Here is a 15,937-nt window from a genome sequence, read left to right as displayed (position 1 = left end):
ACCGCAGAGCAGTGGGCTAAAAAAAAGGCCGAGCACTAAGCTCGGCCGAAGTCCAACAGGGAGGTATGAAGGACGACAATGTCGCTGCCTTCGAAATGTGATTTAGGGGTGTGATGCGCCCCGATCAAGAGCAATCAGACTGGGAAAATGACAAGGCCGCCATGCATTTTTTGCATGGCTCTCTGAATGTCAGATTTTGCCCAGTTCTTTCATGTGCTTGCGATGTGCAATAATCTCATTCTGGACGAAGTCCCGGAATGCGGAAATCCGCCGGGAATGGCGCAATTCTTCCGGGTAGGCGAGATAGACCGGCACGTCGCTGGTGTCCTCTTCCTGCAGGACTGGCACCAGGTCGGGAAAGTCCTCAGTCACGTAGTCGGGCAACACCCCGATGCCCAGATCATGGATCACGCCCTGTAGCACACCAAAGTAGTTGTTCACTGTCAGCAGGGAGGACGGGTTATGGGTCATTAGTTTCTGCACCAGAACGGCAGCCGAGCCGACCTGAGCGGAGCGAGGGTTCTGGCAGATCAGCCGGTGATCGACGATATCCTCCGCCTGTTCCGGTGCGCCGTTGCGTTCGACGTAGGCGCGTGAGGCATAGAGTTTCATCTGCACGGTCATCAGACGCTTGCGGATCAGATCCGCCTGGCTGGGTTCCTTCATACGGATGGCCACATCCGCCTCGCGCATGGGCAGGTCCAGCACGCGCTCTTCCAGCATCAGATCAATCTTCAGGTCCGGGTATTGCTCATAAAGCTTGGTCAGGCGCGGCGCCAGCCACAGGGTACCAAAGCCAAAGGTGGTGGTGACGCGCAGCTCTCCGAACACTTCTTCTTCGCTGTCGCGAATGCGGGCGGAGGCGGCCTCAAGCCGTTTTGACATAGATTTGGTGGCGTCAAACAGCAACTCCCCCTGTTCGGTGAGAATCAGCCCCCGCGCGTGGCGGTGAAACAGCGTCGAGCTGAGGCTCTCTTCCAATGCGCGAATCTGCCGGCTGACCGCCGACTGCGACAAGTTCAGCTTGTCGCCTGCGTGGGTCAGACTGCCTGCGTCCGCCACCGCGTGAAATATTCTAAGCTTATCCCAATCCATACCCGTCACTTTCGATGCCTCTGTTGCAGCCTATATGAAATGTATCGAAACTTTCAATTTGATAGGGCGACCAGAAACATATTCCGGCAAAAAACAGTATACAGGTCAGCAATTATGACCTAATATGGTGTCAAGAAGTGCAAGCTAATCGAGGTTGGGGAGGCCCAGGATGAGCACGCAGAAAATTTCTCTGAACGACAAATTTGATCTGACAAAATCCCAGGTAATGCTGAACGGCACGCAGGCGCTGGTGCGTCTGATGCTGATGCAGAAACACCGGGATAAGGCCGCGGGGCTGAATACCGCCGGTCTTGTGACAGGCTATCGCGGTTCGCCCCTTGGCGCGGTTGATATGCAGATGAAACGGGCGGAAAAACATCTGACCGCCAGCGATGTTACCTTTCAGTTTGGTCTGAACGAAGACCTCGCCGTGACCGCCCTATGGGGTGCGCAGCAGGCTGAGGTCCGGGGCGAGGGCAAATACGACGGTGTCTTTGGCCTGTGGTATGGCAAGGGACCGGGCGTTGACCGTTCAGGCGATGCGATCCGCCACGCCAATATGGCCGGTTCGTCCAAACACGGCGGCGTTCTGGTCGCGATGGGGGATGATCACACCGGCGAAAGCTCCACCGTGTTGCACCAGTCGGAATGGTCGCTGATGGATTGCTACCTGCCCATCGTCAGCCCGGCTGGCGTGCAGGAAATCCTGGACTACGGTGCCTATGGTCTTGCGCTGAGCCGATTTTCCGGTCTGTGGGTCGGTCTGAAGACGATGAAAGACACGATCGAGGTCACATCCGTAGTTGACGGAAACCCCGACCGAATGAAGCTGGTCACGCCGGAGTTCGACATGCCTGCCGACGGGCTGAACATCCGTCTGGATGATGACCGGTTCCGGCAGGAAAACCGCATCATCGACTACAAGCGCTTTGCAGCGGAGGCGTTCAGCCACGCCAACAAGATGGACAAGCGCATGTGGGGCAAACCCGGTGCCAAGATCGGTTTTGTGGCCGCGGGCAAAAACTGGCTGGATCTGGTCCATGCTATGTCGCTGCTGAACATCGACGAGACCATGGCCGAACGGCTGGGCATCACCACCTATAAGGTCGGCCAGACCTGGCCGCTGGATATGAAGGGCTTCAACGACTGGGCCGAAGGGCTGGACCTGATCGTGGTGGTCGAAGAAAAGCGCAAGCTAATCGAGATCCAGATCAAGGAAGCCATTTTTGACGACCGTCAGGGTCGCCGCGTCTATGGCTGGTACAAGGGCGGCGCGGGTGCCATGCACCGCGAAGAGCTGTTCCCGACCAAATACGCGCTCGACCCGATCATGATCGCCGAGAAACTGGGCCAGATCCTAATCGAAGAGGGGCGCGAAACAGAGGCGATCCGCGCCGGGCTGACCGCGCTGGATGATGCCAAACGCGCCGACAACGCCGAAGAAATCGCCGCCCGTCTGCCGTATTTCTGTTCGGGCTGTCCGCATAATTCCTCGACCAAGCTGCCCGACGGCAGCCGCGCCTATGCGGGCATCGGCTGTCACTTCATGGTGCAGTGGATGGACCGCGAAACCACCGGCTTTACCCATATGGGCGGCGAAGGTGTGAACTGGGTCGGTGAGGCGCCATTCTCCACCCGCAAGCACGTGTTCCAGAACCTTGGCGATGGTACCTACAACCACTCCGGTGTGCAGGCGATCCGGGCGGCGCTGGCCGAGGGGACCAACATCACCTTCAAGATCCTTTACAATGACGCCGTCGCCATGACGGGCGGACAAGAGGCCGAGGGCGGGCTGACCGCACATCAGATCGCGCATGAACTGACGGCCATGGGAATGAAGACCATCGCCGTGGTTTATGATGAGAAAGAAGACGTCGACGCCAAGCTGTTCCCGGCGGGTATGCGGATGCATGAGCGGGCCGAGCTGATGGCGGTGCAAAAGGAAATGGAAACGGTCGAAGGCGTCTCTGCCATCATCTATATCCAGACCTGTGCCGCCGAGAAACGTCGCCGTCGCAAGAAGGGCCAGTTCCCCGATCCCGATCAGCGCGTGTTCATTAACTCGGACGTCTGCGAAGGCTGCGGTGATTGTGGTGTTCAGTCCAACTGTGTCTCTATCGTGCCAAAGGAGACCGAGCTGGGCCGCAAGCGGGCGATTGACCAGTCCTCCTGCAACAAGGATTTCAGCTGCGTCAAAGGCTTCTGCCCGTCCTTCCTGACCATCGAAGGTGCCAAGATCCGTAAGGAGCCAACCGCCGCATTGGATCTGCCGGACCTGCCCAAACCGGAACTGCCCGCGATTGACGGCACTCATAATGTGGTAATCACCGGCGTTGGTGGCACCGGCGTTGTCACCATCGGTGCGGTGCTGGCACAGGCCGCACAGATTGATGGTAAGGGCGCAGGCATGATGGAAATGGCCGGCCTCGCCCAAAAGGGCGGCGCTGTGCATATCCACTGCCGGATCGCCAACAAACCCGAAGACATCAGCGCCATCCGGGTCGCCACTGGCGAAGCGCATGCGCTGATTGGTGGTGACCTGGTGGTGTCGGCTGGCGCAAAGACCATTGGTCTGATGAAAACTGGCAAGACCGGTGCGGTGGTGAACAGCCATGAGATCATTACCGGTGATTTCACCCGCGACACTGATTTTCAGCTGCCTACTGACCGCCTTCAGGTCGCACTGGAGGCCCGGCTGCGGGATCGGCTGGATCTGTTTGATGCCTCCGATCTGGCGCGCGCCAGCATGGGAGATTCGATTTTCTCCAACATGATGATCTTTGGCGCAGCCTGGCAGCGTGGTTTGTTGCCGATCAGCCTGGAGGCCATTCAGGAGGCGATCACGCTCAATGGGGCTGCTGTTGAACGCAATTTGCGCGCCTTTGATATCGGTCGCTGGGCAGTGCTGTATCCGCAGGAGGTGCAGAAACTGATCGCGCCCAATGTGGTGGAGCTGCCAAAATCACTGGAGGAGCAGATTGCCTTCCGCAGTGCGCAGCTGGTGGACTACCAAGGCCCGCGTCTGGCCAAACGCTATGGCAAGATGCTGGATGGCATTTCCGACAAGGCGCTGAAGGAAGCGGTCACCAAGGGCTATCACAAGCTGCTGGCGTATAAGGACGAATACGAGGTTGCGCGCCTGTTGCTGTCCAGCCGCGAGAAGGCCGAGGCGGAGTTTGAGGGTGATCTGAAGATTTCCTACAACCTCGCGCCGCCGATGCTGACAGGCACCGACCCCAATGGCCGCCCCAAGAAGCGCAAATTCGGCCCTGGTCTGGAACGCGGCTTGCGTCTGTTGGCGAAGTTCAAAGGCCTGCGCGGCACACCGCTGGATGTGTTCGGCTATACCGCTGAGCGCAAGATGGAGCGGGCGCTGATTGCGCAGTATGAGGCCGACATGAAGGAATGGCTGCCCAAGGCATCGCCTGAGATCATGGCGCCGCTGATTGCGCTGGCGGAATTGCCGCTGGAGATCCGGGGCTTTGGTCCGGTGAAACAGGCCAATGAAGCCAAGGCTGCAAAACGCCGGGAGGAGCTGCTGGCCGCATTGCGTCATGGCGGCACCGAGTTAAAGACCGCCGCAGAGTAAACGACTGCATTGCCCTAGGGCGCAGCTGATAAAACACCAAAGAACGCTCCGGTTTTCCGGGGCGTTTTTTTGTTTGGCGGATTGCGTAAGACCCAAAAGACACAGGATGGCGGGCGGGCTGTCGTGTGGCTGTTACCTCGGTTGTGTAAGCTAGGATACCGGCTCTATAGCCGGACCAGGCAGCGAAGCTGCCCCAACGTAAGACCGCGACTGAGATCACGAGGCCCATCCCATGTTTCCCACCCGCAGCACGCCCGGTAACATGAACAGTTATCCTAGAGAAAACGGATCACGACGTGAGGCAATGCGCAGCGCGCGCGATCTCTCTTATGCGCATTCCGCCCAGACCCGGCCCGGACGTGCGGTGATCCGGGTGATGGAGAACGCAACCGGGCGTTTGCAACTGATAAAACGTGCCGATGGGTATGAGGCAGATGTTGCCGCCGGGCACAGTTTCTGGAGCGTGATGCGCGACCGCTATGGTCTCCAGCTGGACGTGGTGGGTGGCGCGCTTGCCAATATACCCCAAGATCAGCCTGTAGTGGTGATCGCCAATCACCCTTACGGCATTCTCGACGGGTTGATGCTGGGGCATATCCTGTCAGAGGCGCGCGGTGATTTCCGTATTCTGGCCCATCAGGTGTTTCGCAAGGCTGATGATCTGGCCCGCGTTATCCTGCCGATTGATTTCGCCGAAACCAAAGCGGCGCTGAAAACCAATCTTGAAACCCGCAAGACCGCGTTGGAGTATTTGGGGCAGGGTGGTGCTATCGGCATCTTTCCCGGCGGCACCGTGTCCACCGCCGCGCGGCCTTTTCTGCGGCCAAGGGTCCCGCCGATGGACCCGATGTGGCGCGGCTTTACAGCGCGGATGATTGCAAAATCCCGTGCGGTTGTGGTGCCGATCTACTTTGACGGGCATACCTCTCGGCTGTTTCAGATGGCAAGTCATTTGCATCCGACCTTACGTATGGGCCTGTTAATCAAGGAGTTTCACAAACGCGTCGATACGCCGGTGCGCGTCTCCATCGGAGCGCCGATCCAGCGGGATGTGCTGGACCCGCTGGCAGGTGACGCAAAAGCAATGATGGATTTCCTGCGCAAAGCCACGTATGAGCTGTCTCCGACACCACTCAAATCCTATGACTACGGTTTTGAGTTTGAGGAGAAACACCGCGCCTGACGGTGCAATGAGAGAGACAGATGGCTGTAGGTATCTTTGATTCCGGCCTTGGCGGGCTGACCGTGCTGAATGCTGCACAAAAGCGGCTCCCGGATGTGGAATTTCTCTACTATGCGGACAGCGCCCATGCGCCTTACGGCGTGCGCGATGCCGAAAACATCTATCAGCTGACCAAAGCGGCGGTTGAGGATATGTGGTCCAAGGGCTGCGATCTGGTGATCCTGGCCTGCAACACCGCGTCTGCGGCGGCGCTGCGCCGCATGCAAGAGGATGGTCTGCCCGAGGGCAAGCGGGTGTTGGGCGTCTTTGTGCCGCTCATTGAGGCGCTGACCGAACGCCAATGGGGCGACAATTCCCCGCCGCGCGAGGTGGCTGTCAAACATGTGGCCCTGTTTGCGACACCCGCCACGGTGTCCAGCCGCGCGTTCCAGCGCGAACTGGCGTTCCGCGCCATCGGTGTGGATGTCGAGGCGCAGGCCTGTGGCGGTGTGGTAGATGCCATCGAAGACGGCGATATGATCCTCGCCGAGGCGCTGGTGCGCAGCCATGTAGATGCGCTGACACGCAAGATGCCAGAGCCGCAGGCCGCGATCCTTGGCTGTACCCATTATCCGCTGATGGAAGAGATCTTTCAGGCCGCACTGGGCGCTGATGTGCAGGTGTTTAGTCAGGGCAGATTGGTCGCCGACAGTCTGGCCGATTACCTTGAGCGTCACCCGCAGATGATGGGTCAAGGGCAGGGTGGGTTCTACACCACCGGCGTGCCCGCTCGTGTCAGCGACCGCGCCACGCAGTTCTTGCGACGAGAGATGATCTTTCAAGCGGCCTGACCGATATTGGTGCAGTGGCTTCACGCGTGAAGTTTGATCTGCAACAATTCCCCTCGCGCCGTTATCAGCTATTGCTGCCGCGTCCCTGATGCGGTGTCTCGGTTCTACCCCAGTCACGAAAGAGGTCCCTGATGACCCATAAAGTAGCTATTCTTGGCGCCTCCGGTTACACCGGCGCTGAGCTGGTGCGGTTGATTTCCCAGCACCCCACGATCGAGATCGCGGCACTGTCCGCAGAGCGTAAGGCCGGTATGACCATGGCCCAGGTGTTTCCGCATCTGCGCCATCTGGAGCTGCCGGTGCTGTGCAAGATTGGTGAGATTGATTTCACCGGTATCGACCTGTGTTTCTGTGCCCTGCCGCATAAGACCAGCCAGGAGGTCATCGCGGCGTTGCCGCAGGATCTGAAGATCGTCGATCTGTCTGCGGACTTCCGGCTGCGGGATCCGGATGAGTATGAAAAATGGTATGGCAACCCACACGCGGCCCTCGCCCAGCAGAAAGAGGCGGTCTATGGCCTTAGCGAATTTTACCGCGAGGAAATCAAATCCGCGCGTCTGGTGGCGGGCACTGGCTGCAACGCCGCCACGGGCCAGTTTGCCCTGCGTCCGCTGATTGCATCCGCGGTGATTGATCTTGATGACATTATTCTGGATCTTAAATGCGCGGTCTCCGGCGCGGGTCGTAGTCTCAAGGAGAACCTGCTGCACGCTGAGCTGAGCGAGGGCTATCACGGCTATGCCGTTGGCGGCACCCATCGGCATCTGGGCGAGTTTGATCAGGAATTCAGCAAGATTGCCGGTCGCCCGGTAAAGGTACAGTTTACCCCGCATCTGGTGCCTGCCAATCGCGGGATTCTTGCCACCGTTTATGTGAAAGGCGATGCGCAAACGATCCATCAGACCCTTGCGACGGCCTACGCGGATGAGCCGTTCATCGAGCTGCTGCCGTTTGGCGAGGCGCCCTCAACCCGGCATATCCGCGGCTCGAACTTCTGCCACATTGGGGTAGCGGCGGACCGGATCGAAGGCCGTACCATCGTCATCGCTGCATTGGATAACCTGACAAAAGGTAGCAGCGGTCAGGCCTTGCAGAATGCCAACCTGATGTTAGGTGAGGAGGAGACAACCGGGCTGATGATGGCGCCGCTGTTCCCCTAACGACCCAAAGGTCTGGCGCAACATGCGCCGGACCCACACCTAAAGAGGCCGCGATGAAGTCACTGAAAAAACAGCGCCGCATCCAGATCATCGCACTCACCACTGTGGCATTGGTGGTGGCCACGGCGCTGATCGGCTATGCCATGCGGGACGGCATCAATTTCTTCCGCTCGCCCAGCCAGGTGATGGAACAGCCGCCAGAGGCCAATGAGGTGTTTCGCATCGGCGGTCTGGTGGAGGAAGGCAGCATCATGCGCGGACAGGGGGAAACTGTGCGCTTTGTGGTGACAGATGGCGGGGCGTCGGTTCCGGTGGCCTATACTGGGGTTCTGCCCGATCTCTTCTCCGAAAACCAAGGTATGGTCGGGACCGGTCGCTACATCAACGGAACCTTTGAAGCCTCTGAAATTCTTGCCAAACATGATGAAACCTACATGCCGAAAGAGGTGATGGACGCGCTGAAAGCACAGGGCGTCTATCAGGAACCCGACACCTAAATCTCGCCATTGTAACAGGGCGCACCCCGAGGGGTGTTGCGCCCTCAGCGCACGCTCAGGTCCGGGTGCGCTCATTCTTTATTGTCATGCTGATGTCCCGAACCAACCAAAGGGACAGGCACATGCACGACATCAAAGCCATCGCTCATGAAATCGTCGCCCGCGAAGGCGGCTATGTTGATGACCCGGATGATCCGGGCGGGGCGACGAACCACGGGGTGACGCTTGGCACCTTGCAACGGTTTGATATGGACCTGACCGGTGACGGGCGTATCGACAGGGCAGATGTGGCAGCAGTCAGCGTGGACCAAGCGGCTGAGCTCTATATCCGGCACTACTTCAACACCCCCCGGATCGCCGCATTGCCTGAGGTCCTGCACCCGTCGGTCTTCGATATGTATGTTAATGCCGGTGCTAATGCGGTGCGGATCCTGCAACGGCTGTTGGTGCAGATGGGATATCAGGTTGCTGTAGATGGTCGGATCGGTCCGCAAACGGCGGGCGCGGCCCGCGCTGCGGCCAAGATTGGCCGGGTTGCCCTGCGCGATGCCTATGGCGTGGCCCGGCGCAACTATTACTTTCGCATCGCCGATCGCCGTCCCGCCAGCCGCAAATACGCCCGCACCCGCAAGGGCGGCAAGGGGGGCTGGATCCTGCGGGCCGAGAGTTTCGTCTCGCCGCAGTATCACCTGAGTGAGGCCGAGTTTCAGGCGCGGGTGGTGGCATGGGGTTGATCGCAGATGTGCTGCGCGGGCTGTTCGGGCGGGAGCGCAATGTGGTCGCCGAAACACTGGAGGTGTTTCGCGAAAACGCTGAAGCCGGCGCGATACGGGATCACGCCAGCCGGGCGGATGCGTTGGCGCAGTTCGCAGCGGAATTCGCCCGTAGTCAGGCAGGGCACGGCCCCGTTAGCCTGTTTGATCGCTGGATGGATGGGGTGAACCGCCTGCCACGTCCCTTGCTAGCACTGTCGACGCTGGCGCTTCTGGGGTCGGCGATGGTGGATCCCTTGTGGTTTGCCGCCCGGATGCAGGGGCTGGCACTGGTGCCGGAGCCGCTGTGGTGGTTGCTGGGGGTCATTGTCTCGTTTTACTTTGGCGCGCGACAGCAGTTGAAAAGTCAGGGTTTCCAGCGTGAGATTGCCGCCAGCCTGGCCCAGGCCCCCGCTGTGGCGGCAAATGTATCGCGGATCAATGATTTGCGCGCGTCGGGACCTGATGCGCCTGTGATGTCTGATCCTTCCGAAGGGGATCATGCACAGGGTATAACCATAAATAAAAAAAGGGAAAACCCAGCGCTGGCAGAATGGCTGAAACTATCCAAGGTGGGCAAGTGAACGGTTTGCACTGGCCGCTTTTAGGCGCGCGTGGGCGGGGACACTGCGGCGTGAGGACGCGCCGATTGCGATTGGCGGCCTTGCCGGATCGGCCTATAGATAGGCTATGATTACAGAACTCGGTCACTTCGCCCTTATCCTCGCTTTTGTGATTGCCATCGTACAGATGGTGGTGCCGCTGGTTGGCGCCCATTTCCGATGGCCCGGCTGGATGTCGGTTGCGGAACCTGCGGCACAGGCGCAGTTCTTCTTTACCGGCTTTGCCTTCATGGCGCTGATGTGGGCGTTCATCACCTCTGACTTCTCGCTGCGGCTGGTGGCACTCAACAGTCATTCTGCCAAGCCGATGCTCTACAAAATCTCAGGCACTTGGGGCAATCACGAAGGCTCGATGCTCTTGTGGGTGCTGATTGTCAGCCTGTTTGGGGCTGTGGCCTCGGTTTTTGGGGGCGGACTGCCACCGACGCTAAAGGCACGGGTGCTGGCGGTGCAGGCTTCTATCGGGGTGGCGTTTTTTGCCTTCATCCTGTTTACGTCCAACCCGTTTCTGCGCCTCGCAGTGCCGCCGTTTGACGGGCAGGGGCTGAACCCGCTGTTGCAGGATCCGGGCCTCGCGTTTCATCCGCCGTTTCTCTACCTCGGATATGTCGGGTTGAGCATGGCGTTTTCCTTTGCCGTTGCTGCGCTGATCGAGGGCCGTGTCGATGCCGCCTGGGGGCGCTGGGTGCGGCCCTGGACGCTGGCGGCTTGGATCTTCCTCACCATCGGTATCGCGCTGGGGTCCTGGTGGGCCTATTACGAGTTGGGCTGGGGCGGGTTCTGGTTCTGGGATCCGGTCGAGAACGCCTCCTTCATGCCTTGGTTGCTGGCGGCGGCGCTGCTGCATTCCGCCATTGTGGTGGAAAAACGCGAAAGCCTGAAAAGCTGGACCATCCTGCTGGCGATCCTTGCCTTTGGTTTCTCCCTGATCGGCACATTTATCGTACGCTCCGGGCTGTTAACCTCGGTTCATGCCTTTGCCAGTGACCCGGAACGCGGGGTGTTCATCCTCTATATCCTGGCGTTTTTTACTGGTGGCGCGCTGCTGTTGTTTGCGCTGCGTGCGCAAGCGATGCAGGCCAAAGGCGTCTTTGGTCTGGTCAGTCGGGAAACCGCGCTGGTGGCGAATAACGTCCTGCTGGCCGTCAGCTGTTTCGTGGTTTTCTTTGGCACGCTGTGGCCAGTGGTTGCCGAAATGGCGTTTGACCGCAAGCTGAGCGTCGGCCCGCCGTTCTTTAACGCGGCCTTCAGCCCCTTCATGGTGCTGCTGGGGATCATTCTGCCCGTGGGCGCGATGTTGCCATGGAAACGCGGCCTTGTGGGGCGTACAGCTTGGCGGCTGCGCTTTGTCTTTGCCTTGGCTGTTGCTCTTGGCGTGCTGGCCTGGGCAATGCAGACCGGCCGCTCTGGTCTGGGGCCTATCGGGCTGTTCCTTGGGGTCTGGATGGTGGTTGGTGCGTTTGCTGATCTTTGGTTGCGCGGGGGCGCGACAGGACGCTTTCGGCGTATGTTGCGGCTGCCCCGTGCCGATTGGGGTAAAACGCTGGCGCATGCCGGCCTTGGCGTGACGATCTTTGCAATCGCGGGTCTGACCGCCTGGCAGGATGAGGACATTCGTGTTGCGGAGCTGAACAAACCCTTTGTGGTCGGGGCCTATACGCTGGAATTGCAAAACGTGCGACGGGTGCAGGGGCCAAATTACCGCAGCACCATGGCAGATGTTGAGGTCACCAGAGCTGGGCGTTTTGTGGCTCTGTTGAACCCTGAAAAACGCGACTATCCCGTCTCGCGCATGCCCACCACAGAGGCGGCGATTGATTACCGGATCCTGCGCGACCTCTATGTGGTGATTGGGGATCAGCAGGCCAATGGCGGGTGGACGGTGCGGACCTACATCAAGCCGCTGGCCAATTGGATCTGGGGCGGTTGCCTGCTGATGGCGCTTGGCGGTTTGTTAAGCCTGACGGATCGGCGGTTCCGCGTTGCAGCCGGGGCGCGCCGTACCCCACGTGAAGGAGTGCCTGCCGAATGACCCGCCTGATCCTTGCCCGGCTGCTGCTGTCGTTGACGTTGCTTGCACCCCTCGTTGTAGCGGGCACCCCGGTGCTGGCTGTTGAGCCCGATGAAATTCTGGCGGACCCGGCGTTGGAAAGCCGGGCCCGTGAACTGTCCAAGGACCTGCGCTGTCTGGTGTGCCGCAACGAGAATATCGACGAAAGCAATGCCGATCTGGCCCGCGATCTGCGCCTGCTGTTGCGCGAACGTCTGGTGGCAGGCGACAGCGATGATGCGGCGATGGACTTCATCGTCGAGCGCTATGGCGAATATGTGCTGCTCAGCCCCCGTGCGACCGGCGCCAACTGGCTGCTTTATGCGGCGGGTCCTCTGATGCTGGTGCTGGCGCTGGTTCTGGCGGGTGGCTACATCCGCAACCGCAGCCGTACGCCAAGCGAGGAGGATCCCGGTGCTGTGGTGCTCAGCGCACAGGAACGGGCGCAACTGGATCGTATCCTGAAAGACTGATTGTTACCGCGGGTGACCTGCCGGAATACAACTTCACCGGCATAGCGGCGTCGGCCGGCACCGTTTGGGTGGTTTGCAGCTAGAGGTTACGCGGCGTTTGCCTTTTCCTACAGGCTTGCATAGGCAAGTCTGCGGAAAACCTTTAACCACGAGGCCCTTTGATGGAATACAAGGAAATTTTGTTTTCGCTGGAGGACGGCTTGGCCGTTGTCACGCTGAACCGGCCGACCAAGATGAATGCGCTGACTGGTCTGACGCGTGCAGAGATCACCCATGCGATGCAGCGCGCCGGCAAAGAGGCCCGTGCGGTGGTGCTGACTGGCGAAGGCAAATCCTTTTGCTCCGGTCAGGATTTGTCGGATGCAGCAAGTCAGGGCAAGCTGGATTTGGAGCGCACGCTGCGGGACGAATACACCCCGATGCTGGAGGCGATCTACAATTGCCCGGTTCCGACCATTGCCGCTGTAAACGGCCCGGCTGCGGGCGCGGGCGCCAATCTGGCGCTGGCGGCGGATGTGGTGATTGCCACCGAGAGCGCCTATTTTATGCAGGCCTTTGCCCGTATCGGCCTGATGCCGGACGCGGGTGGCACCTGGTTCATGCCACGTCAGATGGGCATGGCAAAGGCAATGGGTGCCGCGCTGTTCGCCGATAAGATCTCTGCCAAACAGGCGAGCGACTGGGGCATGATCTGGGAGGCCATTCCCGACGCCGAGTTCGACGGCCATTGGCGCGCACGCGCGGCCTATCTGGCCGCCGGTCCGACTCGTGCCTTTGGTGCAATCAAGACGGCAATCCGCGATGGCTATGGCAACAGCCTGCCGGAGCAGCTGTCCGAAGAGGCACATCTGCAAGGCCAGTGCGGCAAGACCCGCGACTTTATGGAAGGCGTCACCGCCTTTATGGAAAAGCGCCCCGCCAAGTTTGAAGGCCGCTAAGCCATCTGAGCCCTCCGCGGCAAATCGGCCTAATACGATATGGAAAAACCGCCTCTCTGAGACACAGGGAGGCGGTTTTTTCAAGTCTGGTAGAATGGTCAATGGCTGTTGGATCGGGCCAGATCAATTGAACCCGTCGAGCAGGAAATCACACCAGATTCAGCGGGCAACAAGGGCCACGTGATCCGCCAAATTGAAGCTGGTTCCGGCGTTGATCAGGCGCAGAACTTCTTCGCCATCAGCCACAAGGAAGGCATCGGTGCTGCCGTCTTCGTTCTCGCGAGTGACAACATCCAGCTCTGGCTCGTTCTCGGTCTCATCGTAGTAATAAACCACCCGGTCATCATCGGCAGTGAAGTCGGTGATCGTGGCCTGCTCGTCCTCGTTTAGCCATGCGCCGGTTTCAAAGCTGTCATTGCCACTGCCACCGGTCACGGTGTCGTTGAGGCCAAAGAGAATCCCGTCATCGCCTGCGCCGGCATTGATGGTGTCGCCTTCACCGTCCTGATCGTTAGTGTAGTCAAAGTTCAGTAAGGCGTTGACCTCGGCTGCGGTGGTAGGCGTTTCGCGACCCTGAACGATGTCCTCATAGGCACCTTCATCCAAAATACCGGTTGCGATGATCAGGTCATCGCCCTGACCGCCAACCAGATGATCCGCGCCGCGGGTATCGATCAGCGTGTCATCGCCAGCGTTGCCCCGCATAAAGTCGTCGCCGTTGCCGCCCACTAGCGTGTCTTCGCCGTCGCCACCGAAGATATTGTCATCGGCCGAGCCGCCATCCAGCGTGTCGTCGCCGGCGCCGCCCTCGATGGTGTCCTGACCGCCACGGGCGTCGATATTGTCGTCACCGGCGCCACCAAGCAGGCTCTCACTGCCGGTTGTGCCAAAGAGCAGATCCGCGCCTTCGGTGCCCTCGACGACGGTTTCGTTGTTGTCTTCGTTACCGCCCTCATTAGCACCAGAATCGGCGCTGTCTGAATCATCGGAGTCATTGATGATCACGCCGGCCAGCAGGCCGACCCCAAGCAATGTCATAAGCATAAGCACGGTGCGTCTCCCGTTAAGGTTTAATTAGCAATTAATGACATGCCTATGCAGGAGGTCGAATTTCGTCAATCGAAACCCGCCGTAATTGAGTAAAATGCGAGGAAATAGGTTAACCAAGTTTCCGGATCGGAAACATCAACGAGCTATCCTATTGATTGTCGCACTGGCCGAAAGACGTAAGCCTGCAATCAAAAGATGTATTTCTTAAGATCTGCGCGTTAGCTCCGTCCCGCCCACGTCATGCGGAAGGAAGACATGAAAAAACCCTGCCTCCGAAAAGGCAGGGTTTGCTGATTTCTGCCACCGATGTTGTGGTGGCGCCGCCTGTGATTAGCGACTTTCGATATCAATGTAGTCGCGCGCAGTTTCGCCGAGGTACAGCTGACGCGGGCGACCGATTTTGTTCTGTGGGTCTGCAATCATTTCTTTCCACTGCGAGATCCAGCCAACGGTGCGCGACAGCGCAAAGATCGGCGTGAACATCGACGTCGGGAAGCCCATCGCTTCGAGGATGATGCCGGAGTAAAAATCGACGTTCGGGAACAGCTTTTTCTCGATGAAATATTCATCGTTCAGCGCAGTCCGCTCGAGTTCCTTGGCAACCTGCAACAGCGGGTTGTTCTCAACGCCCAACAGCTCCAGAACTTCATCTGCGGATTGCTTTAGCACCTTGGCGCGCGGATCGGTGTTTTTGTAGACCCGGTGGCCAAAGCCCATCAGACGGAACGGATCGTTTTTGTCCTTGGCGCGTTCGATAAACTCAGGGATGCGGTCGACCGAGCCGATTTCCTTGAGCATTTCCAAGCAGGCCTGATTGGCGCCGCCATGTGCTGGACCCCAAAGACAGGCAATGCCCGCGGCGATACAGGCGAACGGGTTCGCACCGGAAGAGGACGCCAGACGCACGGTCGAGGTGGAGGCGTTCTGTTCGTGATCCGCGTGCAGGATAAAGATCCGGTCCATGGCACGCGCCAGGATCGGGTCGACATGGTATTCTTCTGCCGGAACAGAGAAACACATGTGCAGGAAGTTCGCGGCGTAATCCAGATCGTTGCGCGGATACACGAAGGGCTGGCCGATCGAATACTTATAGGCCATCGCAGCGATGGTGGGCAGTTTTGCGATCAGACGGATCGCAGCCACTTCGCGCTGCCAGGGGTCGTTGATATCGGTGGAGTCATGGTAGAAGGCCGACATCGCGCCGACAACACCAACAAGTGTCGCCATCGGGTGCGCGTCGCGGCGGAAACCACGGAAGAAGTTGTGCATCTGTTCATGCACCATGGTGTGACGGGTCACGCGGGTCTCGAAATCTTCTAGCTGGGTCGCCGTCGGCAACTCACCATAAAGCAGCAGATAGCTGACTTCCAGGTGGTGCGATTTCGACGCAAGCTGGTCAATCGGGTAGCCCCGGTGCAGCAATTCGCCCTTGCCACCGTCGATGTAGGTGATGGTGCTGTCGCAACTTGCCGTGGAGGTAAATCCCGGGTCATAGGTGAACACACCGGCCTGGCCGTAGAGCTTGCGGATATCCAGAACATCGGGCCCGGTCGTTGGCGAAAAAATGGGAAGCTCGTAAGTTTCGCCATTCAGGCTAAGCTGGGCGGTTTTCTTTGTATCGGTCATAGATGTCCCTTCCTGATACAGGCACGAAGCGAGGATAAACCCCGCCCCGGGCAGGCACCACTTGCACGGCA

General features: G+C 59.2%; 13 protein-coding genes. 10 read left to right on the top strand and 3 right to left on the bottom strand.

Features of this window, described 5'->3' with window-relative positions; translation table 11 throughout:
- Nucleotides 1-189: 189 nt before the first annotated feature.
- Entirely contained in the window at nt 190-1,095 is a 906-nt protein-coding gene (locus PhaeoP97_RS08495) for a LysR family transcriptional regulator (RefSeq protein WP_027247229.1), read from the bottom strand.
- Nucleotides 1,096-1,264: 169 nt separating this feature from the next.
- Between PhaeoP97_RS08495 and PhaeoP97_RS08490 the strand changes: the two genes are divergently transcribed.
- The 10 genes from PhaeoP97_RS08490 to PhaeoP97_RS08445 all read left to right on the top strand — a co-directional run bounded on the left by PhaeoP97_RS08490 (nt 1,265) and on the right by PhaeoP97_RS08445 (nt 13,190).
- The gene (locus PhaeoP97_RS08490) at nt 1,265-4,684 is read left to right on the top strand and encodes an indolepyruvate ferredoxin oxidoreductase family protein (RefSeq protein WP_072504711.1); all 3,420 of its coding nucleotides are present in this window, start codon (nt 1,265-1,267) and stop codon (nt 4,682-4,684) included.
- Nucleotides 4,685-4,946: 262 nt separating this feature from the next.
- Entirely contained in the window at nt 4,947-5,867 is a 921-nt protein-coding gene (locus tag PhaeoP97_RS08485; protein WP_072506374.1) for a lysophospholipid acyltransferase family protein, read from the top strand.
- 20 nt (nt 5,868-5,887) lie between these two features.
- Nucleotides 5,888-6,697: a glutamate racemase gene (locus PhaeoP97_RS08480; RefSeq protein ID WP_072504710.1), complete on the top strand. Its 810-nt coding sequence runs from the start codon at nt 5,888-5,890 to the stop codon at nt 6,695-6,697.
- Between the two features lie 131 nt (nt 6,698-6,828).
- Entirely contained in the window at nt 6,829-7,857 is a 1,029-nt protein-coding gene (gene argC / locus PhaeoP97_RS08475; protein ID WP_072504709.1) for an N-acetyl-gamma-glutamyl-phosphate reductase, read from the top strand.
- A 53-nt stretch (nt 7,858-7,910) separates the two neighbouring features.
- Nucleotides 7,911-8,354 carry a cytochrome c maturation protein CcmE gene (gene ccmE, locus PhaeoP97_RS08470; RefSeq protein ID WP_072504708.1) on the top strand — a complete coding sequence of 148 codons (444 nt, stop codon included), beginning with the start codon at nt 7,911-7,913 and terminating at the stop codon, nt 8,352-8,354.
- Between the two features lie 122 nt (nt 8,355-8,476).
- Nucleotides 8,477-9,088, top strand: a complete 612-nt coding sequence (locus tag PhaeoP97_RS08465; protein WP_072504707.1) for a holin-associated N-acetylmuramidase — start codon at nt 8,477-8,479, stop codon at nt 9,086-9,088.
- Entirely contained in the window at nt 9,079-9,690 is a 612-nt protein-coding gene (locus PhaeoP97_RS08460; protein WP_072504706.1) for a holin family protein, read from the top strand. Before PhaeoP97_RS08465 ends, PhaeoP97_RS08460 begins: the two co-directional genes overlap by 10 nt.
- A 106-nt stretch (nt 9,691-9,796) precedes the next feature.
- Nucleotides 9,797-11,761 carry a heme lyase CcmF/NrfE family subunit gene (locus PhaeoP97_RS08455; RefSeq protein ID WP_072504705.1) on the top strand — a complete coding sequence of 655 codons (1,965 nt, stop codon included), beginning with the start codon at nt 9,797-9,799 and terminating at the stop codon, nt 11,759-11,761.
- Entirely contained in the window at nt 11,758-12,252 is a 495-nt protein-coding gene (locus tag PhaeoP97_RS08450) for a cytochrome c-type biogenesis protein (protein WP_072504704.1), read from the top strand. The genes PhaeoP97_RS08455 and PhaeoP97_RS08450 overlap by 4 nt, the downstream gene beginning before the upstream one ends.
- Before the next feature lie 161 nt (nt 12,253-12,413).
- Entirely contained in the window at nt 12,414-13,190 is a 777-nt protein-coding gene (locus PhaeoP97_RS08445) for an enoyl-CoA hydratase-related protein (RefSeq protein ID WP_072504703.1), read from the top strand.
- A 159-nt stretch (nt 13,191-13,349) separates the two neighbouring features.
- Here PhaeoP97_RS08445 and PhaeoP97_RS08440 read toward each other — a convergent pair whose 3' ends face one another.
- Complete coding sequence (locus tag PhaeoP97_RS08440; protein WP_237029019.1) at nt 13,350-14,234, bottom strand: calcium-binding protein; 885 nt, start codon at nt 14,232-14,234, stop codon at nt 13,350-13,352.
- A 336-nt stretch (nt 14,235-14,570) separates the two neighbouring features.
- On the bottom strand, nt 14,571-15,866 hold the full coding sequence (locus PhaeoP97_RS08435) for a citrate synthase (RefSeq protein WP_072504701.1): 1,296 nt from the start codon (nt 15,864-15,866) through the stop codon (nt 14,571-14,573).
- Between the last annotated feature and the right edge of the window lie 71 nt (nt 15,867-15,937).

The organism is Phaeobacter porticola, assembly GCF_001888185.1.
GTDB classification, from domain to species: Bacteria; Pseudomonadota; Alphaproteobacteria; order Rhodobacterales; family Rhodobacteraceae; genus Phaeobacter; species Phaeobacter porticola.
This window is presented reverse-complemented; position numbering and strand designations above follow the sequence as displayed.